Source organism: Pseudomonas sp. Pseusp10, from assembly GCF_059492225.1.
Map to the genome: position 1 here is coordinate 5,623,633 of NZ_CP168528.1, position 22,309 is coordinate 5,645,941.

Consider the following 22,309-nt stretch of genomic DNA (forward strand, 5'->3'; position numbering starts at 1 on the left):
TACCCAAGGGCATGCCCGGACAAGGGGATAACCGACACCTTAGGAGATCCAAAATGGCGTTCAATATTCATAACCGCAATCTGCTGAGCCTGGAACACCACACCCCTCGCGAATTGCGCTACCTGCTCGACCTGTCCCGCGACCTCAAACGTGCCAAGTACACCGGCACCGAACAGCAACATCTCAAGGGCAACAACATCGCGCTGATCTTCGAAAAAACCTCGACCCGCACCCGCTGTGCGTTCGAAGTCGCCGCCTATGACCAGGGCGCCAATGTCACCTACATCGACCCGAACTCCTCGCAGATCGGTCACAAGGAAAGCATGAAGGACACCGCCCGCGTGCTTGGGCGCATGTACGACGCCATCGAATACCGTGGCTTCAAGCAGGAAGTCGTCGAGGAGCTGGCCAAGTTCGCCGGCGTACCGGTGTTCAACGGCCTGACCGACGAGTATCACCCGACACAAATGATCGCCGACGTGCTGACCATGCGTGAGCACGCCGACAAGCCGATCCACGAGATCAGCTACGCCTACCTCGGCGATGCGCGTAACAACATGGGCAACTCGTTGCTGCTGATCGGCGCCAAGCTCGGCATGGACGTGCGCATCTGCGCGCCAAAAGCCCTGTGGCCGGCGGACGATCTGGTCGCCCGCTGCAAACAGTACGGTGAAGAAAGCGGCGCGCGCATCACTCTCACCGAAGATCCGAAAGCCGCCGTCAAGGGCGTGGATTTCATCCACACCGACGTCTGGGTGTCGATGGGCGAGCCGGTCGAAGCCTGGGCCGAACGCATCCAGCAACTGCTGCCGTATCAGGTCAACGCCGAGCTGATGAAAGCCACCGGCAACCCGCGCACCAAGTTCATGCACTGCCTGCCGGCGTTCCACAACAGTGATACCAAAGTCGGCAAGCAGATTGCCGAGCAGTACCCGCACCTGAAGAACGGCATCGAAGTGACCGATGACGTGTTCGAGTCGCCAGCCTGCATCGCCTTCGAGCAAGCGGAAAACCGCATGCATACGATCAAGGCGATTCTGGTGTCGACACTGGCTGATCTCTAACGGCTGACTCGGCTCCCACTGACGGAAAAGGGTCAATGTGGGAGCGGGCTTGCTCGCGAAAGCGGTGTATCAGGCAACAGTGATGTCGACTGACACTCCGCTTTCGCGAGCAAGCCCGCTCCCACACTGGTCCGGGTTCCACAGAAAGGCCGTGTTGCTTGCAACCTCTTTGTTTAGAAGGACTGCACCATGCGTATCGTCGTTGCTCTGGGCGGTAATGCCCTGCTCCGCCGGGGCGAACCCATGACCGCTGACAACCAGCGCGCCAACATCCGGATCGCCACCGAACAGATCGCCAAGATCCATCCCGGCAACCAACTGGTCATCGCCCACGGCAATGGCCCCCAGGTCGGTCTGCTTTCATTGCAGGCGGCGGCCTACACCTCGGTTTCGCCCTATCCACTGGACGTGCTCGGTGCCGAAACCGAAGGCATGATCGGCTACATCATCGAACAGGAACTGGGCAACCTGCTGGACTTCGAAGTGCCCTTCGCGACCCTGCTGACCCAGGTCGAAGTCGATGCCAACGACCCGGCCTTCAAGAACCCGACCAAACCCATCGGCCCGGTCTACAGCAAGGCCGAGGCGGAGAAACTCGCCGCCGAGAAAGGCTGGGCCATCGCCCCGGACGGCGACAAGTACCGCCGCGTGGTCGCCAGCCCGAAACCCAAGCGCATTTTCGAAATCCGTCCGATCAAATGGCTGCTGGAAAAAAGCAGCATCGTGATCTGCGCCGGTGGCGGCGGCATTCCGACCATGTATACCTCGCCCGGCAAGCTCGAGGGCGTCGAAGCGGTCATCGACAAAGACCTGTGCTCGGCGCTGCTGGCCGAACAGCTTGAAGCCGATCTGTTGGTGATCGCCACCGACGTCAACGCCGCCTTCATCGACTTTGGCAAACCCACGCAGAAAGCCATCGCCCAGGCCCACCCCGACGAAATGGAAAAACTCGGTTTCGCCGCCGGCTCAATGGGACCGAAGGTGCAGGCAGCCTGCGAATTCGCACGCCATACTGGAAAAGTGGCGGTGATCGGCTCGCTCGCGGACATCGAAGCGATCGTCCAGGGCAAGGCCGGTACGCGCATCAGTACGGCGACACCGGGCATCAGCTATCAGTAACCGAAACTTCGGGGGCAGGCCTGGGGCCTGCCCTGATTCAAGACCTTTTGAAGGAGAGTCAACAATGGCAACGTTCGAGCCGGGTCACCTGCACATCGAGCGGCACGCGCTGAACAAGGACGACGTCAGCTACAACATCTACCTCGACTATGAAGTCAGCCAGGATCCCAAGGAAGGCAAAGGGATGCTGTTCAAAATGCACGGCAGCATTCAGAACAAAGACATGAGCGAGTCGTTCTTCCTGCCCAAGGACATGGCCTACAACTTCGCCAGCAACGTCACCAAGATTGCCGAGAAGTACGGCATCCCGAAAACCCATAGCAATATCGGTTCGATCCACAAGCACTACGACGCGATGTTCGAAGACGTGCGGGTGCAGCTGAACATGAAATCGGGCGACCCGGTCAAACCCGAGCACCTGGAATAACTGACTCACCACAATCTACTGTGGGAGCGAGCTTGCTCGCGATAGCGGCCTGTCATCCAACATTGATGTTGACTGACACACTGCTATCGCGAGCAAGCTCGCTCCCACAGAGGGTAATGTCGTCCTGAATATCGACGGTACATTTCACCATTAGCCCGCCCCAAGGCATACTTGCCACCCTCCGCACTGCATAACCCGAAACCGCCCCATGCGTATCCACGTCAGCTTCATCGACCGCGTCGGTATCACCCAGGAAGTCCTGGCCCTGCTCGGTGGGCGCAATCTGAACCTGGATGCGGTGGAAATGGTCCCGCCCAATGTTTATATCGACGCCCCGACCCTGAGCCCGCAAGTCCTCGAGGAACTGCGCGATGCCCTGTTCAGCGTGCGTGGCGTGCAAGCGGTGACAGTGGTCGACATCCTGCCCGGCCAGCGCCGGCACTTGCAGCTCGACGCGTTGCTGGCCGCCATGACCGACCCGGTGCTGGCACTGGACAGCGACGGCAAGGTGCTGCTGGCCAACCCGGCATTGATCGCCCTGTACGGCCGCGAGCCGGCCGGTGAAAGCGTGGCCGACCTGTTTGCCGACCCGGCTTTGCTCGACGCCCTGCTGGAACACGGCTTTCGCCTGCCGCTGCGGGAAATCACCGTAAACGGCCAGACCTTGCTGCTCGACGCCACACCGATCACCGACGCCGGCGCCCTGCTGACCCTGTATCAACCGAACCGCATCGGCGAACGCCTGTCCGCGCTGCACCATGATCATGCCGAAGGTTTCGATGCACTGCTCGGCGAGTCCCCGGTGATCCGCACCCTCAAGGCGCGCGCCCAGCGGGTGGCGGCCCTCGATGCGCCGCTGTTGATCCAGGGTGAAACCGGCACCGGCAAGGAACTGGTGGCCCGTGCCTGCCACGCCATCAGCGCCCGGCACAGTTCACCGTTCCTGGCGTTGAACTGCGCGGCATTACCGGAGAATCTCGCCGAAAGCGAACTGTTCGGCTACGCCCCCGGCGCTTTCACCGGCGCGCAACGCGGCGGCAAGCCAGGGCTGATGGAGCTGGCCAACCAGGGCACGGTGTTTCTCGATGAGATCGGCGAGATGTCGCCGTATTTGCAGGCCAAATTGCTGCGTTTCCTCAACGATGGCAGTTTTCGCCGGGTCGGCGGTGACCGTGAGGTCAAGGTCAACGTACGGATCCTCAGCGCGACCCATCGCGACCTGGAAAAAATGGTCAGCGAAGGCCTGTTCCGCGAAGACCTGTTCTATCGCCTCAACGTCCTCAACGTTGAAGTGCCGCCGCTACGCGAGCGCGGCCAGGACATCCTGCTGCTGGCCCGCTACTTCATGCAGCAGGCCTGTGCGCAGATCCAGCGCCCGATCTGTCGCCTGGCGCCAGGCACCTACCCGGCGCTGCTGGGCAACCGCTGGCCGGGCAACGTGCGGCAATTGCAGAACGTGATCTTCCGTGCCGCGGCGATTTGCGAAAGCAGCCTGGTGGACATTGGCGACCTCGACATCGCCGGCACCTCGGTGGCCCGCCAGAGCGACCATGACGTCGACAGCCTGGAACAGGCCATGGACGAGTTCGAGAAGACCCTGCTGGAAAAACTCTACACCAGCTACCCGTCGACCCGGCAACTCGCGACCCGCCTGCAAACCTCCCACACCGCGATTGCCCATCGGTTGCGCAAGTACGGGATTCCCGGCAAGGCCTGAGGCACTGCCGGAACATGTTACCCACCAACAACACAGAACCACTGTGGGAGCGAGCCTGCTCGCGATGAGGGCCTGTCAGTCGGCATCAGTGTTGAATGTCGCACCGCTATCGCGAGCAGGCTCGCTCCTACAGGTTTTGTGTTCGGTGCGAAATCACGCCAAAAACGACCTCCACCTGTACTGAAAGCGCTACAGTGGAACGATATCGCTACACCCCTCTCCGGTCACGGCTGTGCAAGGCTTTGATCCAGCTCGGCTTTTATCCAGGACATATGCCGTATCGATTTCGCTACAGCGAGTGAGTTTCAGCGTTTGTCGAAACCACCTAAATCATTGATCAATAACCATAAAAACAATATTGGCCGCGTTCTTGCTATGTAGTCCTCCATAACCAGGGCATCGCCCAAGCATTCAATCGCGTCCACCAGACGAGTCTGGCCCCTTAGGAGTTTCCATGAGCGAGTTGCGTTTTACTGAAGATCACGAATGGCTGCGCACCGAAGCTGACGGCAGCGTCACGGTCGGCATCACCGCTTTCGCACAGAACGCTCTGGGCGATGTGGTTTTCGTTCAACTGCCTGAGCTGCAGTCTTACGACAAAGGCGCCGAAGCCGCCACCGTGGAATCGGTAAAGGCTGCAAGCGGCGTGTACATGCCGCTGGACGGTGAAGTGCTGGAAGTGAACCCGGCCCTGGACAGCAGCCCTGAACTGGTCAACGAAGATCCGCTGGGTGAAGGCTGGTTCTTCCGTTTCAAACCAAGCGACGCCGCCGCTGTCGGCCAACTGCTGGACCAGGACGCCTACGACCGCCTGATCAAAGCGCAAGCCGAAGCCTGAGGAGCGATGACATGACTCAAATCAATCTGACCACCGCCAACGAATTCATCGCCCGTCACATCGGCCCGCGCGCCGGTGACGAGCAAGCCATGCTCAACAGCCTCGGCTTCGACTCCCTGGAAGCCCTGAGCGCCAGCGTGATTCCCGACAGCATCAAGGGCACCAGCGTTCTCGGCCTGGAAGACGGCCTGAGCGAAGCCGATGCCCTGGCCTTGATCAAGTCCATCGCGACTAAAAACCAGCTGTTCAAGACCTTCATCGGCCAGGGTTACTACGGCACCCACACGCCGTCGCCGATCCTGCGCAACCTGCTGGAAAACCCGGCCTGGTACACCGCCTACACCCCATATCAGCCAGAAATTTCCCAGGGCCGTCTCGAAGCGCTGCTGAACTTCCAGACCCTGATCAGCGACCTCACCGGCCTGCCGATCGCCAACGCCTCCCTGCTCGACGAAGCCACCGCCGCTGCCGAAGCCATGACCTTCTGCAAACGCCTGAGCAAGAACAAGGGCAGCCACCAATTCTTCGCCTCCGTGCATTGCCACCCGCAGACCCTCGACGTACTGCGCACCCGTGCCGAGCCTTTGGGCATCGACGTGGTGGTTGGCGACGAACTCGAACTGACCGACGTGACGCCGTTCTTCGGCGCCCTGCTGCAATACCCGGCGAGCAACGGTGACGTGTTCGACTACCGCGAGCTGACCGAACGCTTCCATGCCGCCAACGCCCTCGTTGCCGTGGCTGCCGACCTGTTGGCCCTGACCGTGCTGACCGCACCGGGCGAGTTTGGCGCCGACGTGGCCATCGGCAGCGCACAACGCTTCGGCGTGCCGCTGGGCTTTGGTGGCCCGCACGCGGCGTACTTCTCCACCAAGGATGCGTTCAAGCGTGACATGCCAGGCCGCCTGGTCGGTGTTTCCGTAGACCGTTTCGGCAACCCGGCCCTGCGCCTGGCCATGCAGACCCGCGAACAACACATCCGTCGCGAGAAAGCCACATCGAACATCTGCACCGCGCAAGTGCTGCTGGCCAACATCGCCAGCATGTACGCCGTGTACCACGGTCCAAAAGGCCTGACACAGATCGCCAATCGCGTGCATCACCTGACTGCAATCCTGGCCAAAGGCTTGAGCGCATTGGGTCTGAACGTCGAGCAAGCGAGCTTCTTCGACACCCTGACCGTGAAGACCGGCGCCCACACCGCCGCCCTGCACGACAAGGCACACGCCCAGCGCATCAACCTGCGCGTGGTCGATGGCGAACGCCTGGGCCTGTCCCTGGACGAAACCACCACTCAGGCCGACGTTGAAACCCTGTGGAGCCTGCTGTCCGACGGCAAGGCCCTGCCGGACTTCGCCGCCCTCGCCGCCTCGGTGGTGAGCGCCATCCCGGCCGCACTGGTGCGTCAGTCGCCGATACTCAGCCACCCGGTGTTCAACCGTTATCACTCGGAAACCGAGCTGATGCGTTACCTGCGCAAACTGGCGGATAAGGACCTGGCGCTGGACCGCACCATGATCCCGCTGGGTTCGTGCACCATGAAACTCAACGCCGCCAGCGAAATGATCCCGGTGACCTGGGCCGAGTTCGGCGCCCTGCACCCGTTCGCCCCGGCCGAGCAAAGCGCCGGTTATCAGCAATTGACCGACGAACTGGAAGCCATGCTGTGCGCTGCGACCGGCTACGACTCGGTTTCGCTGCAACCGAACGCTGGCTCCCAAGGTGAATACGCAGGTCTCTTGGCGATCCGTGCCTACCACCAGAGCCGTGGCGAAGACCGTCGCGACATCTGCCTGATCCCGTCGTCGGCCCACGGTACCAACCCGGCCACCGCACAAATGGCGGGTATGCGCGTGGTCGTGACCGCGTGCGACGCCCGCGGCAACGTTGACATCGAAGACCTGCGCGCCAAAGCCATCGAGCACCGCGAACACCTCGCCGCGCTGATGATCACCTACCCGTCGACCCACGGCGTGTTCGAAGAAGGCATCCGCGAAATCTGCGGCATCATTCATGACAACGGCGGCCAGGTGTACATCGACGGCGCCAACATGAACGCCATGGTCGGCCTCTGCGCCCCGGGCAAGTTCGGCGGCGACGTGTCGCACCTGAACCTGCACAAAACCTTCTGCATCCCGCACGGTGGTGGCGGCCCGGGCGTCGGCCCGATTGGCGTCAAGTCGCACCTCGCGCCGTTCCTGCCGGGCCACGCCCAGATGGAGCGCAAGGAAGGTGCCGTTTGCGCAGCACCGTTCGGCAGCGCGAGCATTCTGCCGATCACCTGGATGTACATTCGCATGATGGGTGGTGCGGGTCTCAAGCGCGCATCGCAGCTGGCGATCCTCAATGCCAACTACATTTCCCGTCGCCTCGAAGAGCACTATCCAGTGCTGTACACCGGCAGCAACGGCCTGGTGGCGCACGAATGCATCCTCGACCTGCGTCCGCTGAAAGACAGCAGCGGCATCAGCGTCGATGACGTGGCCAAGCGCCTGATCGACTTCGGTTTCCACGCGCCGACCATGTCGTTCCCGGTAGCCGGCACGCTGATGATCGAGCCGACCGAAAGCGAGTCGAAGGAAGAACTGGACCGCTTCTGCGACGCCATGATCCGCATTCGCGAAGAAATCCGCGCAGTGGAAAACGGCACCCTGGACAAGGACGACAACCCGCTGAAAAACGCTCCGCACACCGCCAAGGAACTGGTTGGCGAGTGGTCGCACCCGTACAGCCGTGAACAAGCGGTTTACCCGGTTGCGTCGCTGATCGAAGGCAAGTACTGGCCGCCGGTCGGTCGTGTCGACAACGTGTTTGGCGATCGCAACCTGGTCTGCGCCTGCCCGTCGATCGAAAGCTACGCTTAAACCAATGAGGGGGCGGGTTTACTCGCCCCTCTCAAGAACACCGCATTCCCCTTGTGGGAGCGGGCTTGCTCGCGAAGGCGGTGTGTCAGCCGCCAAATGTGCTGCCTGTTACGCCGCCTTCGCGAGCAAGCCCGCTCCCACAGGGATCTGCGCCAAGCCCCCCTGTTTCCGCCTATTCCTATAACAAGAAACCGGAGAACCACCATGTCGTTAAGCGTGTTCGACCTGTTCAAGATTGGTATCGGCCCCTCCAGCTCCCACACCGTCGGTCCGATGCGCGCCGCTGCGCGCTTCGTCGAAGGCCTGCGCCGTGAAGGGCTGCTGACGGCCACCACCTGCGTCAAGGTCGAGCTGTACGGCTCGCTCGGCGCCACCGGCAAGGGCCACGGCAGTGACAAGGCTGTGTTGCTGGGCCTGGAAGGCGAACACCCGGACACCGTGGATACAGAAACCGTCGCTGCGCGCCTGCAGGAAATTCGTGGCAACGGTCGCTTGAACCTGCTCGGCGAACACAGCATTGCGTTCAACGAGAAAGAACACCTGGCGATGATTCGCAAACCGTTGCCCTATCACCCCAACGGCATGATTTTTCGCGCCTTCGACGCGGCGGGCCTGCAGGTCCGCAGTCGCGAGTACTACTCGGTGGGCGGCGGGTTTGTCGTTGATGAGGACGCTGCCGGTGCCGATCGCATCGTCGAAGACGCCACCCCCCTGACCTTCCCCTTCAAAAGCGCCAAGGATCTTCTCGGTCATTGCGTCAAATACGGGCTGTCGATCAGCCAGGTGATGCTGACGAATGAAAGCGCCTGGCGCCCGGAAGCGGAAACCCGTGCCGGCCTGTTGAAAATCTGGCAAGTCATGCAGGACTGCGTAGCCGCCGGTTGCCGCAATGAAGGCATCCTGCCCGGTGGCTTGAAGGTCAAACGCCGGGCGGCAGCGCTGCATCGGCAATTGTGCAGCAACCCCGAATCGTCCTTGCGCGATCCGCTGTCGGTGCTGGACTGGGTCAACCTGTACGCCCTGGCCGTCAATGAAGAAAACGCCAACGGCGGGCGCGTGGTCACGGCGCCCACCAATGGTGCGGCCGGGATCATTCCGGCGGTGCTGCATTACTACATGCGGTTTATTCCCGGCGCGAATGATGACGGGGTGGTGCGTTTTCTGCTGACTGCCGCGGCCATTGGCATTCTGTACAAGGAAAACGCCTCTATCTCCGGTGCCGAAGTCGGCTGCCAGGGCGAAGTCGGCGTCGCTTGCTCGATGGCCGCCGGTGCCTTGTGCGAAGTACTGGGCGGCACCGTGCAACAAGTGGAGAACGCCGCCGAAATCGGCATGGAACACAACCTCGGGCTGACCTGCGACCCGATTGGCGGGCTGGTGCAAGTGCCTTGCATCGAGCGCAACGCCATGGGCTCGGTCAAGGCCATCAATGCCGTGCGCATGGCCATGCGCGGCGACGGGCAACACTTCGTCTCCCTCGACAAGGTTATCCGCACCATGCGCCAGACCGGCGCCGACATGAAAAGCAAATACAAGGAAACCGCCCGTGGCGGTTTGGCGGTCAACATTATCGAGTGCTGATGAGCGCTCATCTGCACCCTTCTTCAGGAGCTGAATATGTCCACCGAACAACTGTTGAAAACCCCGTTGCACGCACTGCACATCGAACTCGGCGCGCGCATGGTGCCGTTCGCCGGCTACGACATGCCAGTGCAATACCCGCTGGGCGTGATGAAGGAACACCAGCACACCCGCGAACAGGCCGGGCTGTTCGACGTCTCGCACATGGGCCAGATCCGCCTGACCGGTGCCAACGCGGCCAAGGCTCTGGAAACCCTGGTGCCGGTGGACATCATTGACCTGCCGGTGGGCATGCAGCGCTACGCGATGTTCACCAATGCGACGGGCGGCATCCTCGATGACCTGATGGTCGCCAACCTGGGCAACGACGAATTGTTCCTGGTGGTCAACGCCGCCTGCAAGGATCAGGACCTGGCACACCTGCGCAAGCACATTGGCGACCAGTGCACGATCGAGCCGCTGTTCGAAGAACGCGCCCTGCTCGCCCTGCAAGGTCCGGCAGCGGTCACCGTGCTGGCACGTCTGGCACCTGAAGTGGCCAGGATGACCTTCATGCAGTTCGCTCGAGTGAAACTGCTGGGCGTGGACTGCTTTGTCAGCCGCTCGGGTTACACCGGTGAAGACGGGTTCGAAATCTCCGTGCCGGCCGCCAACGCCGAAGCCCTGGCTCGTGCACTGCTGGCTGAAGCGGAAGTGGCCGCCATCGGCCTTGGCGCCCGCGACTCCCTGCGCCTGGAAGCGGGTCTGTGCCTGTACGGCCATGACATGAATACCGACACCACCCCGATCGAAGCGAGCCTGCTGTGGGCGATCTCCAAGCCACGTCGCGCCGATGGCGCACGGGCCGGCGGCTTCCCCGGCGCCGAAACCGTATTCGCTCAGCAACAGGCAGGCGTAAACCGTAAACGCGTAGGCCTGCTGCCGCAGGAACGTACACCGGTGCGCGAAGGTGCCGAGATCGTCAACGAAGCCGGCGACATCATCGGTAGCGTCTGCAGCGGCGGTTTCGGCCCGACACTGGGCGGGCCGCTGGCCATGGGTTATGTCGACAGCGCTTACATCGCACTGGACACACCCGTTTGGGCGATTGTTCGTGGGAAAAAGGTGCCTTTGCTTGTAAGCAAAATGCCATTCGTTCCACAACGCTACTATCGTGGCTGATTGAATGTTTCTATAAGTAACGCGGTTGCGTTAACTGTGCACTAATGTGTAACGCAACCGCCATAAAATAGTGCATTGTTTGACTCTAAGCTTCGATTATGAACTTTGCTTATAACGATCGAAAACAATTGAACAGCGTTAACGTATAAGGCGCCACGAGTGGACTGACTTTGCCATCAACCTGAGGAAATACGGGGCCTTCACAGGGCTTGTTTTTTCTCCCGTAGTTGGCGTAGAGTTTGTTCACTGTGTTTGCATGGGTCGCTTGGAATCGTGACCTGGGCAGTAGCCTACAAGTTAGCTACATCCCGTTCGACGTCTTCTTACTCTCCTGCAACCAGCCCCAGTACTCTTTCACGAGAAGGAGACTGTCATTAATTTTTGCGTCAAAGGAAATAAGAAATGTCCCAACGTCAGAGCGGTACCGTCAAGTGGTTTAACGACGAGAAAGGTTTTGGTTTTATCACTCCTGAAAGCGGTCCGGATCTGTTCGTGCATTTCCGCGCCATCCAGGGCAACGGCTTCAAGAGCCTGAAAGAAGGCCAGAAAGTGACTTTCATCGCCGTGCAGGGCCAGAAAGGCATGCAGGCTGACGAAGTACAAGCAGAAGCCTAATCTTCTGTAACGAAAAAGCCCCTGATGCTGACATCAGGGGCTTTTTTGTGCGCGTAAATCCGTAAAATGGCTTCTTTTTTCGCCGAGAGCCTGCCATGTCGAAACACCTGCTTACTCCCCAGGGCGACTTTCCTGCCGCTGGCCTGGGTCGTCGCCTGGCAGCCATGTTCTATGATTTCCTGCTGTGCACAGCCCTGCTGATCGTCACCAGCGGCATCTACAAGATGATCCAGATGGCGATCATCGGCGAAGAAAGGATGCGCACCCTGACCGAAGCCGGCGCGCTGGACGGTGACCCCCTTCTCTCGACGGTGCTGTTGTTCGTACTGTTCGGCTTCTTCGCCAAATTCTGGACCTGGTCCGGTCAGACCCTGGGCATGCAAGTCTGGTGTATCCGGGTACAGAACGCCGATGGCTCGTCCATCAGCCTGTGGCAGGCGCTGCTGCGTTTTGTGGTGTCCATCGCTTCCTTGCTATGCATTGGCCTGGGCTTCATCTGGTCACTGTTCGACAAGCAGAAACGCAGCTGGCACGACATGTATTCCAATACCCAGCTCGTGCGGATTCCAAAGAAGACCAAATAATTTCCCGACGCAGAAACCACTGTGGGAGCGACGGTGCGGCGATCCGACTTGCTCGCGATGGCGTAGTGTCAGTCAATTTCAATGGTGACTGATACGCCGCTATCGCGAGCAAGCTCGCTCCCACAGTTTTTTGCGCTTGGTTGAAAGATCTTATGCGTTACCCGCCAGCTTCATCCGCGCCGCCTGAGTGAAGTCGAGCATGCGCTTGAGCGGCCGGATCGCCTGCGGAATCAGCGCCGGATCGACAAAGATCTCGTTCGCCCCTTCTTTCAACGCCTTGAGCGTGCGCTCAAGGGTGTTCATGGCCATCCAAGGGCAATGCGCACAACTGCGGCACGCCGCGCCGTTACCCGCCGTCGGGGCTTCGATAAAGACCTTGTCCGGGCACAGCTGCTGCATCTTGTAGAAGATGCCGCGATCGGTCGCAACGATCAGCGTCTTGTTCGGCAGGTTCTGTGCCGCCGCGATCAACTGGCTGGTGGAGCCCACGGCGTCGGCCAGCTCAATCACCGAAGTCGGCGACTCGGGGTGCACCAGAATCGCCGCATCCGGGTACAGCGCCTTCATGTCTTCAAGCTGCTTGGACTTGAACTCTTCGTGCACGATGCAGGCACCGTCCCACAGCAGCATGTCGGCACCGGTCTGGCGCTGGATGTAGGTACCCAGGTGCTTGTCCGGGCCCCAGATGATGGTCTCGCCGTTATCCATCAGGCTTTCGACGATTTCCAGTGCACAGCTTGAAGTCACCACCCAATCCGCTCGGGCTTTTACCGCAGCCGAAGTGTTGGCGTACACCACCACCGTGCGCTCCGGGTGTTGATCGCAGAACGCGGAAAACTCATCCACCGGGCAACCCAGGTCGAGCGAACAGGTCGCTTCGAGCGTCGGCATCAGCACGCGCTTTTCCGGGTTGAGGATCTTGGCAGTCTCACCCATGAACTTCACGCCGGCGACGACCACGGTCTTGGCCGGATGGGCGTTACCGAAACGGGCCATCTCCAGCGAGTCGGAGACACAGCCGCCCGTTTCTTCGGCCAGCGCCTGAATGACAGGGTCACAATAGAAGTGCGCCACCAGCACCGCGTCCTGAGCCTTGAGCTCGGCAGCGATGGCAGCACGGTAATAGGCCTCTTCATCGGCGGTCAGCGGCTTGGGCTGCTTGGCGTCGAGGTGGGCTTGAACCAGAAGGCGTTCGGAAATTTGCGTCATGTTCGCAAGACCTGCAGGCGCTTTCGCGCGAAAGTCGAGTATACACCCGGCTCCGTACCTTTCAGGGTACCGCCGGGAAAGTGAGTATTCATCAGGCACGGACAGCGTTGAAGCTGCGCAAGGCTACAGAATATCCGACGGATGCAAAAGGTCATTCTGACCTGCGTCATGCGCAGCAGCCTGGAGCAAGGCGGACCTGAATCGCGGGCAAAAAAAAACCCGGAAATCCTCACTTGCGTGGGCCTTCCGGATTTTCTAAACCGCCAAAAATGGTGGGTCGTGTGGGATTCGAACCTACGACCAATTGGTTAAAAGCCAACTGCTCTACCAACTGAGCTAACGACCCGCTGTGTGGTGGCGCGTATAATACTGATTTTTAAGGACTATTCAACACCTATTTTGAAATAAATCAAAAATAAGGGGTTGGATCGCTGATTCCGGCTGCCGCAAAGCCTTCTGCACGCAGTCGGCAGCTGTCGCACTTGCCGCACGCGCGACCGTTATCGTCGGCCTGATAGCAGGAAACGGTCAACCCGTAGTTCACGCCAAGCTTCACGCCCGCCTGGACGATCTGCGCTTTGCTGAGGTTTTGCAGCGGTGCCTGAATGCGGAAACCATTGCCTTCCACGCCGGCCTTGGTGGCCAGATTGGCCATGCGCTCGAACGACTCAATGAACTCGGGACGACAGTCCGGGTAACCGGAGTAATCCACCGCATTGACGCCGATGAAGATGTCGCGTGCGCCGAGCACTTCAGCCCAGCCCAGGGCCAGGGACAGGAACACCGTGTTACGCGCAGGCACGTAAGTGACAGGAATGCCCTCACCCAGCTCTTCCGGAATATCGATGCTGCTGTCGGTCAGCGCCGAGCCGCCCATTCCGTTCAGGTTCAGACCGATTACCTTGTGCTCGACCACACCCAGGTCTCGGGCCACACGCTCGGCGGCGTGCAATTCGGCGTGAGAACGCTGACCGTAGTCGAAACTCATGGTGTAGCAGCTATAGCCTTCGGCGCGCGCCATGGCCACGACGGTTGCCGAGTCCAGGCCACCGGACAGCAGGATGACCGCACGTTTTTCAGGAGTATTCAGTTGTTCAGTCATTTCAGCGCCCCGGCTCGTCATTCCATAGATATTTATGCAGCTGCAATTGCAAACGCACAGGCAGGTTGTCCGCCACCACCCAGTCCGCCAGGTCCCGGGCATTGAGATCATGGTGACTTGGCGAGAACAGGACTTCACCGGCGCGCTGGTCCAGACCGTACTGGATCAGCTTGGAAACGGACCAGTCATAGTCCTCCCGCGAGCAGATGACAAACTTCACCTGGTCGTTGGGCGTGAGCAGCTCAATGTTTTCGTAGCGATTGCGGTGTGCTTCCTTCGAACCCGGGGTTTTCAGGTCGACGACGCGACTGACCCGGGAATCTACCGCCGAGATATCAATAGAGCCACTGGTTTCCAGTGACACTTCGTAACCGGCGTCACACAAGCGCTTGAGCAAGGGAATGGCATTGGGTTGCGCCAGGGGTTCGCCGCCCGTGACGCAGACATAACGCGGGCGGAAACCGGCGACCTGCTCGAGGATGTCGTCGAGCGTGCGAATGGTTCCGCCCGTGAACGCGTAGGCGCTGTCGCAGTATTGGCAACGCAGAGGGCAACCGGTCAGGCGCACAAAAACAGTGGGCAGGCCGGCAGTCCGCGTTTCACCCTGCAACGAGTAGAAAACTTCGGTGATTCTCAATGTGTCTTGCATAGTCGCCACGGGCGTAACAGCTAAACAGGCTGTCCGCCTCCGTCAGGCACTTCAAGGAACCCCGGCAATGCGCAGATCCCAAAAAGCGTGTTTCAGAAAAAGGGTGTGAATTCTAACGAAAAAACCCGCGACAAGCGCGGGTTTCTTCGAAACGGGTCAAACTGGCTTACATTTTCTGCAGATCGCGTTGAGCCAGCTGAGCGGCGGAAGTGCCCGGATACTGGGACACCACCTGCTGCAGAATGCCTTTGACCCGGTCGGTATGACCCAGGCGGCGCTCCACATCAGCGAGCTTGTACAGCGAATCAGGCACTTTGGCGTGCTTCGGATACAGCTGCGAAACCTTGGCAAATGCCTGACCTGCACCTTGCAGATCACCTTTGGCCAGGTTTACTTCACCCAACCAGTACTGGGCATTGCCCGCGTATTGACTATTCGGGTATTTGCGCAGGAATGCGGCGAAAGCCTGGCTGGCCTTGTCGAAATCCTTGGCCTTGATCAGGTCGAAGGCAGCATCGTAATAGAGCTTTTCCTTCGCCGGATCTGCCGGCTCGCTACCCGCGGCGGGTGCTTGAGCGGCGGCGGCGCCAGCTGCCGCACCTGCGGCTACACCGGAGGCATTCGAATCACCACCGGTGGAAGAATTTTCAGGAGTCGCGGCTGGTGCAACGCCGGTTCCTATGCGCCGATCAAGATCCTGATATCGCTCCAGGTTTTCCTGCTTCATGCGCGCTACATCATTTTGCAGAACTTCAATCGCACCTTGCTGGCGCTCGATCTGTTGCTGCATTGATTGCAGTTGGTTGAACAGCTCGCCCTGTGCCGAGACAGGGGCCGAAACCCCTCCCCCGGCATAGGCGCCGTTCGTACCGTAACCTGCAGGCGGATAACTGCTCCCGCTATTGTTATAACCGGAGTTGTCATCGACCACAGGAACCGCAGCCCACACCGCAAGCGGCGCGAGGCTGAGAGCCAGAACAGTTACAGCACGACGGCACGTTCGCATGACGAATTACTTACGCAGTTCGACGCGACGGTTTTGAGCCCAGGACTGCTCGTCGTTGCCGGTAGCAACTGGACGCTCTTCGCCGTAGGAAACCAGTTCCAGCTGAGCTGGGGAAACACCTTGCAGTACCAGGTAGCGCTGAACGGCTTTCGCACGACGCTCGCCCAGTGCCATGTTGTACTCACGAGTACCACGTTCGTCGGTGTTGCCTTCCAGAACAACGCGAGCGCCGTTTGCTTTCAGGTCTTTGGCGTGAACGTCCAGAGCGCGCATGGCTTCTGGCTTCAGGTCCGAACTGTCGTATTCGAAGTAGAAAGTGGTGATAGCGCGCAGTGCAGCTTCTTCGCTCAGGGAGCCGTCAACTGCACCGGTGTTTGCGCCGTAACCAGCGTTTGGATCTACCGCGCCTTCACCGGCATTGTCGCCGCCTTTGGACGAGCAACCTACAGCTACAGCCATGGCCAGTGCCAGCGCAGCAAATTTACCAAACTTCAGCATTTCCATCGTGAAACTCCTAATGAACCCCAGTGTGTTAAGTACAACGTATAGCGCCGCGTCAGTTCAGGTAAGGGGACCAGGAAGGTTCTCTGACTTCGCCTTGTGCGGTAGGAAGCGGGAGCCTTACGCGTCCATTGATGGACACGAGCATCAAGACTCCCCGGCCCTGCTGGCGGGTGGCGTAGATTACCATGGTGCCGTTGGGCGCGACAGTAGGCGACTCGTCCAGAGTGCTATCAGTGAGGATTTTTACACTACCACGTTGCAAATCCTGGGCCGCCACCTTGAAATTGGTGAAGCCTTCCTGACGGTGAATCATGACAAGCGTCTTTTCATCAGCCGACAATTTAGGGTTGGCGTTGTAGTTACCGACGAAAGTCACGCGTTCGGCACCGCCACCACCGGCACTGGTCTTGTAGATCTGCGGCTTGCCGCCACGGTCGGACGTGAAGTAGATGGTCGAGCCATCCTTGCCCCAGAACGGTTCGGTGTTGATGCCGGGACCGCTGGTGACGCGGGAGATCTGACGCGAACCCAGGTTCATCACATAGATGTCCGGGTTGCCGTCTTTCGACAGCACGAACGCCAGGCGATTGCCATCCGGCGACCAGGCTGGCGCACCGTTCAGGCCTTCGAAGTTGGTGATCTGCTCACGGCGACCGGTGTCGATGTTCTGCATGAAGATGCGTGGACGCTTCTGCTCGAAGGAGACATAAGCGATGCGCTTGCCATCAGGTGCGAAACGTGGCGACAGGATCGGCTCGCGCGACTGCAGCAGGGTCACGGCGCGAGCACCGTCGTAGTCCGAACGTTGCAGGGTGTAGCGAGTGTTGTTCTCGGAGAAACGCTCGGCCGTTACGTACAGCAGACGAGTCGAGAAGGCACCCTTGATACCCGTGAGCTTTTCGAACGACTGGTCGGAGATGTAGTGCGCCATGTCGCGCAACTGATCGACGCCGCCCGACACGCTGCCGGTCAGCACTTGCTGCTCGGTGGCCACGTTGAACAGTGCGTATTGCACCTGCAGGCGACCGCCCGCCGGAACAATGCTGCCGACCATGACGTACTGGGCACCCAGCGCCTTGAAGTCACGGAAGATGATTTCGCTGGCCTGGCTCGGCTGGCTGATCATGTTCTGCTTTGGAAGCGGCGAGTAGTAACCCGAGTTGCGCAGATCGTTACCGATGATTTCCGCCATGTCGTCTGGCAGCACGCTACCGCCCTGGAAGCCGAACGGCACAACGGCGATCGGGGTGGCCCGATCGCTGCCACTGGTAACCAGAATGTTTTTCTCGTCTGCCATCGCCATCCCTGCCATGCAGCAGATAACGACCAGCATTCCTCGTAGAAGGTTTCTCACAAGGCTAGATCCTCAGGTGTGAATGTCATCTTGAATGAACGATACGGAGCGAAATCACTCGGCTTCATTCCCTGCATTTCTGTCAAACGTCCAATATTCTTCACTGCGGCAACAGCCGATGCGTCATACGGACCGTCGCCACTGGACCTGGCCACGCTGACCGAGGTCACCGTACCGTCCGGCAACATGCCGATTTGCAACACGACCGTCATGCCTTTGCGTGCCGAAGGTGGACGAGCCCAGCCTTCCGCTGCACGAGCACGAATCAGGTCATCGAAACTGCCGGCGACTTCGTCACCCTGCTCATCGGCCAAGGCCTGCTGACGCTGCGGCGTATCGGAAAGCAAATCTGCCAGGGCCTGGGCCTTTTTGTCTTCGGCGGACTTACGTGCCGCGTCCTGCGACTTCTTCTTCGCAGCATCGGCAGCAGCTTTCTTCTTCGCTTCCTCGGCGACTTTCTTCTTCGCCTCTTCAGCCTCGGCTTTCTTCTTGGCGTCTTCCGCGGCTTTCTTCTTCGCGTCTTCGACGATCTTTTTCTTGGCTTCTTCAGCGGCCGCTTTCTTGGCCTCTTCTTCAGCAGCTTTCTTGGCTTCTTCTTCAGCTTTCTTCTTGGCTATATCAGCCAATTGTTTCTCTTCTGCCTTCTTGGCTTCCGCGGTTTTCTTCGCTTCGTCGGCTTTCTTGGCTTCATCAGCCTTTTTCGCCTCGTCCGCTTTCTTCGCCTCGTCGGCCTTCTTGGCTTCTTCGGCCTTTTGAGCCGCCTCTTCTTTCTTTTGTTCCGCAGCCTTCACCGCTTCCTGCTCGACCTTTTTCTGTTCCATCTGCTCGACTTCGGTCTGACGCGCAGCAGATTTCTGCGCTTCACCGGCAATCTTCTGATTGGTCTGGGTGGTCGCCCGACTTTTCGATTTCAGCTGGTACAAGGTCGCCTGGACAATCGGCTTGGCCGGCGGCAGTTCCGGGGTAAAGGCAAAACTGACGAACAGCATGCCGAACACCAGCACGTGCAAGCCAATCGCCCAGACACTAGGCCAGAAGTAGCTCTCCGAGGCGGACGGCTCTCGCTGTTGCTGCATCAGGGCGCCTCGGTAATCAAGCCAACATTACCGACCCCGGCTTTCTGCAACCCGCCCATGGCTCCCATGACGGAACCGTAATCGACAGATTTGTCGCCGCGAATGAAGACCTGGGTACGCTTGCCGCCTTCGTTGCCGACGCGAATGATCTTGGTCACCGCGTCAGTCATCTGCGGCAGGGTCATGGCCCGATCTTGCTGCTTGTCTGTGTCGACTTCGCTGCCAAGGTTCCAGTAATAGGTCTTGTCGGATTTGATGGAAATGGTCAGGACCTGGGTGTTGTTGTCCTGCGGCAAGGCTTCGCTGGAAACCTTGGGCAGATCAACTTTCACGCCCTGATTGAGCATCGGCGCGGTCACCATGAAGATGACCAGCAGCACCAACATCACGTCGATGTAAGGCACCACGTTCATCTCGGCGACCGGCTTGCGCTTTTTGCGAGCTCGAGCGATTAAAGCCATTGGAAATTACCTGCTTATTCTTCGCTGGTGTGCACTTTGCGGTGCAGGATCGCCTGGAACTCGTCGGCGAAGGTGTAGTAGCGGCCCAGCAGGGTTTCGCTGCGAGCAGCGAAACGGTTGTAAGCGATAACGGCTGGAATGGCAGCGAACAGACCGATCGCCGTGGCGATCAGTGCTTCGGCGATACCTGGCGCCACGGTGGCCAGGGTCGCTTGCTGGGCGGTTGCCAGACCACGGAAGGAGTTCATGATGCCCCAGACGGTGCCAAACAGACCGATGTACGGGCTGACGGAACCGACGGTGGCCAAGAAGGGCAGGCTCTGCTCGAGCTTTTCTTCTTCGCGGGAAATGGCAACGCGCATGGCACGGGCCACACCTTCCATGACCGCTTCCGGGTCAACGCCTGGCTGCTGGCGCAGACGGGAGAATTCCTTGAATCCGGCACGGAAGATTTGCTCGACGCCCGAATCCGGGTCCGGGTTGCTACCGGCCTGACGGTAGAGTTTGGACAGGTCGATTCCCGACCAGAAGCGCTCTTCAAAGCTCTCCAGGGCACGTCGACCGGCGCGCAGCAGGTTGCTGCGCTGAAAGATCATGATCCACGAGGTCACCGATGCGGCTACCAGGGTCAGCATTACCAGTTGCACCACGATACTGGCATTGCTGACCAGGCTCCACATGGAGGAATGGTCGACGACGTTAGCTTCCACGCTTTATCTCCTGCTTTGAGTGTGTACCCGCGCCGCTCACGTCGGCAAAGGCCGCTCGTAGAGCTTCGGGAATGGCCCGGGGTTTCAAACTTTCAGTGCGCACACAGGCCACCAGAAACTGCCCTTCGCAGAGCAGCACATTATCCGTCGCCCGCCTGACCTGCTGTTTAAAGCGCAGGCTGGCACGGTTCAATTCGATTACTTCAGCGCTTACCATCAGTTCGTCATCCAGTCGCGCCGGCGCGTGGTAGCGCGCTTCGCTGGAATGCACGACGAACAACAGGTCCTCCCCTGCCAGCTGCGACTGGGCAAAGCCCAGATCTCGTAGCCGCTCGGTTCGAGCCCGTTCCATAAACTTGAGGTAATTGACGTAATACACGATGCCGCCCGCATCGGTGTCCTCGTAATAAACGCGACAACGATGTGCGAAAGGCTCAAGCCCGTTTTGCGCGCGCATACTCTAGTGCTTACTCCTCAGGTTGCCAATCCGGCCAGGCAACTGTTTTTCATTGTTCTGCGGCTTTCTTGCGAAAGTACGGTCCTGGGACCCTACATTGCCCGAAAAAATCAGCACGCAATGTTAATTAATCGTCACTGGCATCGAGGAACTCGTCTACCACGGGCATTTCGCCCAATCGTGACGGGATGTTTAAACCGAAATGCAGGTAGGCATGCCGCGTCACCACCCGCCCCCGTGGCGTGCGCATGATATAGCCCTGCTGGATCAGATAAGGCTCCAGCACGTCTTCAATGGTGTGACGCTCTTCGCTGATGGCCGCGGCCAGGCTGTCGACCCCGACTGGCCCGCCGTCGAACTTCTCGATCATGGTCAGCAACAGGCGCCGGTCCTGGTGATCGAAGCCACGCTCGTCGACGTCCAGCAGGTTTAGCGCCAGGTCGGCAATCGGCTTGGTGATATGCCCCTTGGCGCGAACTTCGGCGAAATCACGCACCCGACGCAGCAGCCGGTTGGCGATTCGTGGCGTGCCACGGGCGCGACGGGCGATTTCGAAGGCGCCTTCCGGGTCGAGCGGCAAACCGAGGATGTTCGCCGAACGACCGACAATGGTCGCCAGGTCGGCGTTGCTATAGAACTCCAGGCGCTGGACGATGCCGAAACGGTCACGCAACGGGTTGGTCAGCATCCCCGCCCGCGTCGTTGCGCCGACCAGGGTGAACGGCGGCAGATCCAGCTTGATCGAGCGCGCGGCCGGCCCCTCGCCGATCATGATGTCGAGCTGAAAATCCTCCATGGCCGGGTACAGCACTTCTTCAACGATGGGTGACAGGCGATGGATTTCGTCGATAAACAGCACATCGTGGGGCTCAAGGTTGGTCAACAGCGCCGCCAGGTCACCGGGGCGCTCCAGCACCGGCCCCGAGGTGCTTTTGATCGACACCCCCATTTCCTGGGCGATGATGTTGGCGAGGGTGGTCTTGCCCAGGCCGGGCGGCCCGAAGATCAGCGTGTGATCCAGGGACTCGTTACGACCGCGGGCAGCCTGAATGAACAACTCCATCTGCTCGCGAACGGTCGGCTGGCCAATGTACTCGGCCAGGCTGACCGGGCGAATCGCCCGGTCCTGGACTTCTTCGCGCTCACGCGGGCTGTGCGTGGCAGCGATCAGACGATCAGCTTCAATCACTTAGATCATTCCCTTCAAGGCGCGGCGGATCATGTCTTCACTGCTCAAACCTTTCTCTTTGATTGCAGACACCGCCTTGCTGGCTTCCTGGGGTTTGTACCCCAGGGAAATCAGGGCGCTGACGGCGTCATTTTCGGCAGTGTTCACCGGGGCGGGTCCATCCGGCTGGTTCGGCACCAGGGCGAACATGGCCGGTACGGTTTCCCAGGCCTTGAAGCGATCCTTGAGTTCCACCAGCAAGCGTTCAGCGGTTTTCTTGCCGACGCCCGGGACCTTGGTCAGCGCCGAAGTATCCTGGGACTGCACGCAACGCACCAGTTCGTCGACTTCAAGGCTCGACATCAAGGCCAGCGCCAGTTTCGGACCGACGCCATTGAGGCGGATCAATTCACGAAAAAAGTCCCGCTCACGCTTGCCGACAAAACCATAGAGCAACTGCGCGTCTTCGCGCACCACCAAATGGGTGTGCAAGGTCAGCGGCTCACCGACCGACGGCAAGCGATAAAGAGTCGTCATGGGCACTTCAAGTTCATAACCCAGACCGTTTACATCCAGAATCAGATGCGGTGGCTGCTTCTCAGCCAGGGTGCCGCGCAAACGTCCAATCACGTTACAAATCCTT

General features: G+C 59.7%; 22 protein-coding genes and 1 tRNA gene. 10 read left to right on the top strand and 13 right to left on the bottom strand.

Annotated elements, in window-relative coordinates; genetic code table 11:
* Positions 1-53 precede the first annotated feature (53 nt).
* From ACEN8Z_RS25625 to ACEN8Z_RS25670, 10 genes are all read left to right on the top strand, one after another.
* The gene (locus tag ACEN8Z_RS25625; protein ID WP_495596066.1) at positions 54-1,064 is read left to right on the top strand and encodes an ornithine carbamoyltransferase; all 1,011 of its coding nucleotides are present in this window, start codon (positions 54-56) and stop codon (positions 1,062-1,064) included.
* Positions 1,065-1,253: 189 nt separating this feature from the next.
* On the top strand, positions 1,254-2,183 hold the full coding sequence (gene arcC, locus ACEN8Z_RS25630) for a carbamate kinase (protein WP_007996028.1): 930 nt from the start codon (positions 1,254-1,256) through the stop codon (positions 2,181-2,183).
* A 64-nt stretch (positions 2,184-2,247) separates the two neighbouring features.
* Positions 2,248-2,610: a DUF5064 family protein gene (locus ACEN8Z_RS25635; RefSeq protein ID WP_495596067.1), complete on the top strand. Its 363-nt coding sequence runs from the start codon at positions 2,248-2,250 to the stop codon at positions 2,608-2,610.
* Positions 2,611-2,818: 208 nt separating this feature from the next.
* Positions 2,819-4,327: a transcriptional regulator GcsR gene (gene gcsR / locus ACEN8Z_RS25640; RefSeq protein WP_429491039.1), complete on the top strand. Its 1,509-nt coding sequence runs from the start codon at positions 2,819-2,821 to the stop codon at positions 4,325-4,327.
* Between the two features lie 454 nt (positions 4,328-4,781).
* A complete protein-coding gene (gene gcvH, locus ACEN8Z_RS25645; protein WP_007996035.1) occupies positions 4,782-5,165 on the top strand; it encodes a glycine cleavage system protein GcvH in 384 nt (127 codons plus the stop codon).
* An 11-nt stretch (positions 5,166-5,176) separates the two neighbouring features.
* Complete coding sequence (gcvP, locus tag ACEN8Z_RS25650) at positions 5,177-8,029, top strand: aminomethyl-transferring glycine dehydrogenase (protein WP_495596068.1); 2,853 nt, start codon at positions 5,177-5,179, stop codon at positions 8,027-8,029.
* Positions 8,030-8,233: 204 nt separating this feature from the next.
* The gene (locus ACEN8Z_RS25655) at positions 8,234-9,610 is read left to right on the top strand and encodes an L-serine ammonia-lyase (protein ID WP_495596069.1); all 1,377 of its coding nucleotides are present in this window, start codon (positions 8,234-8,236) and stop codon (positions 9,608-9,610) included.
* 36 nt (positions 9,611-9,646) lie between these two features.
* A complete protein-coding gene (gcvT, locus tag ACEN8Z_RS25660) occupies positions 9,647-10,771 on the top strand; it encodes a glycine cleavage system aminomethyltransferase GcvT (RefSeq protein WP_495596070.1) in 1,125 nt (374 codons plus the stop codon).
* Positions 10,772-11,173: 402 nt separating this feature from the next.
* Positions 11,174-11,386, top strand: coding sequence for a cold-shock protein (locus tag ACEN8Z_RS25665; RefSeq protein ID WP_007977299.1), 213 nt, complete (start codon positions 11,174-11,176; stop codon positions 11,384-11,386).
* 95 nt (positions 11,387-11,481) lie between these two features.
* Positions 11,482-11,970, top strand: a complete 489-nt coding sequence (locus ACEN8Z_RS25670) for an RDD family protein (protein ID WP_495596071.1) — start codon at positions 11,482-11,484, stop codon at positions 11,968-11,970.
* A gap of 150 nt (positions 11,971-12,120) precedes the next feature.
* On the opposite strand, the gene nadA is transcribed toward ACEN8Z_RS25670, so the two are convergent.
* From nadA to ruvA, 13 genes are all read right to left on the bottom strand, one after another.
* Entirely contained in the window at positions 12,121-13,179 is a 1,059-nt protein-coding gene (gene nadA / locus ACEN8Z_RS25675; protein ID WP_007982288.1) for a quinolinate synthase NadA, read from the bottom strand.
* A gap of 270 nt (positions 13,180-13,449) precedes the next feature.
* Positions 13,450-13,525: transfer RNA gene (locus ACEN8Z_RS25680), tRNA-Lys, on the bottom strand.
* A 63-nt stretch (positions 13,526-13,588) separates the two neighbouring features.
* On the bottom strand, positions 13,589-14,281 hold the full coding sequence (queC, locus tag ACEN8Z_RS25685; RefSeq protein ID WP_108228647.1) for a 7-cyano-7-deazaguanine synthase QueC: 693 nt from the start codon (positions 14,279-14,281) through the stop codon (positions 13,589-13,591).
* A gap of 1 nt (position 14,282) precedes the next feature.
* Positions 14,283-14,930, bottom strand: a complete 648-nt coding sequence (gene queE, locus ACEN8Z_RS25690; protein WP_007995628.1) for a 7-carboxy-7-deazaguanine synthase QueE — start codon at positions 14,928-14,930, stop codon at positions 14,283-14,285.
* Positions 14,931-15,096: 166 nt separating this feature from the next.
* Positions 15,097-15,936, bottom strand: coding sequence for a tol-pal system protein YbgF (gene ybgF, locus ACEN8Z_RS25695; protein WP_495596072.1), 840 nt, complete (start codon positions 15,934-15,936; stop codon positions 15,097-15,099).
* Between the two features lie 6 nt (positions 15,937-15,942).
* Positions 15,943-16,440 carry a peptidoglycan-associated lipoprotein Pal gene (gene pal / locus ACEN8Z_RS25700; protein WP_003178634.1) on the bottom strand — a complete coding sequence of 166 codons (498 nt, stop codon included), beginning with the start codon at positions 16,438-16,440 and terminating at the stop codon, positions 15,943-15,945.
* A gap of 52 nt (positions 16,441-16,492) precedes the next feature.
* Positions 16,493-17,773, bottom strand: coding sequence for a Tol-Pal system beta propeller repeat protein TolB (gene tolB / locus ACEN8Z_RS25705; protein WP_177323268.1), 1,281 nt, complete (start codon positions 17,771-17,773; stop codon positions 16,493-16,495).
* A gap of 17 nt (positions 17,774-17,790) precedes the next feature.
* A complete protein-coding gene (gene tolA / locus ACEN8Z_RS25710; protein WP_495596073.1) occupies positions 17,791-18,870 on the bottom strand; it encodes a cell envelope integrity protein TolA in 1,080 nt (359 codons plus the stop codon).
* Positions 18,870-19,322 carry a protein TolR gene (gene tolR / locus ACEN8Z_RS25715; RefSeq protein WP_162130673.1) on the bottom strand — a complete coding sequence of 151 codons (453 nt, stop codon included), beginning with the start codon at positions 19,320-19,322 and terminating at the stop codon, positions 18,870-18,872. Before tolR ends, tolA begins: the two co-directional genes overlap by 1 nt.
* 23 nt (positions 19,323-19,345) lie before the next feature.
* Complete coding sequence (tolQ, locus tag ACEN8Z_RS25720) at positions 19,346-20,041, bottom strand: protein TolQ (protein WP_007995636.1); 696 nt, start codon at positions 20,039-20,041, stop codon at positions 19,346-19,348.
* The gene (gene ybgC / locus ACEN8Z_RS25725) at positions 20,031-20,498 is read right to left on the bottom strand and encodes a tol-pal system-associated acyl-CoA thioesterase (protein ID WP_007995638.1); all 468 of its coding nucleotides are present in this window, start codon (positions 20,496-20,498) and stop codon (positions 20,031-20,033) included. Before ybgC ends, tolQ begins: the two co-directional genes overlap by 11 nt.
* Before the next feature lie 127 nt (positions 20,499-20,625).
* Positions 20,626-21,687: a Holliday junction branch migration DNA helicase RuvB gene (gene ruvB, locus ACEN8Z_RS25730; RefSeq protein WP_007990728.1), complete on the bottom strand. Its 1,062-nt coding sequence runs from the start codon at positions 21,685-21,687 to the stop codon at positions 20,626-20,628.
* On the bottom strand, positions 21,688-22,296 hold the full coding sequence (gene ruvA / locus ACEN8Z_RS25735) for a Holliday junction branch migration protein RuvA (protein ID WP_007995640.1): 609 nt from the start codon (positions 22,294-22,296) through the stop codon (positions 21,688-21,690).
* Positions 22,297-22,309: the final 13 nt, after the last annotated feature.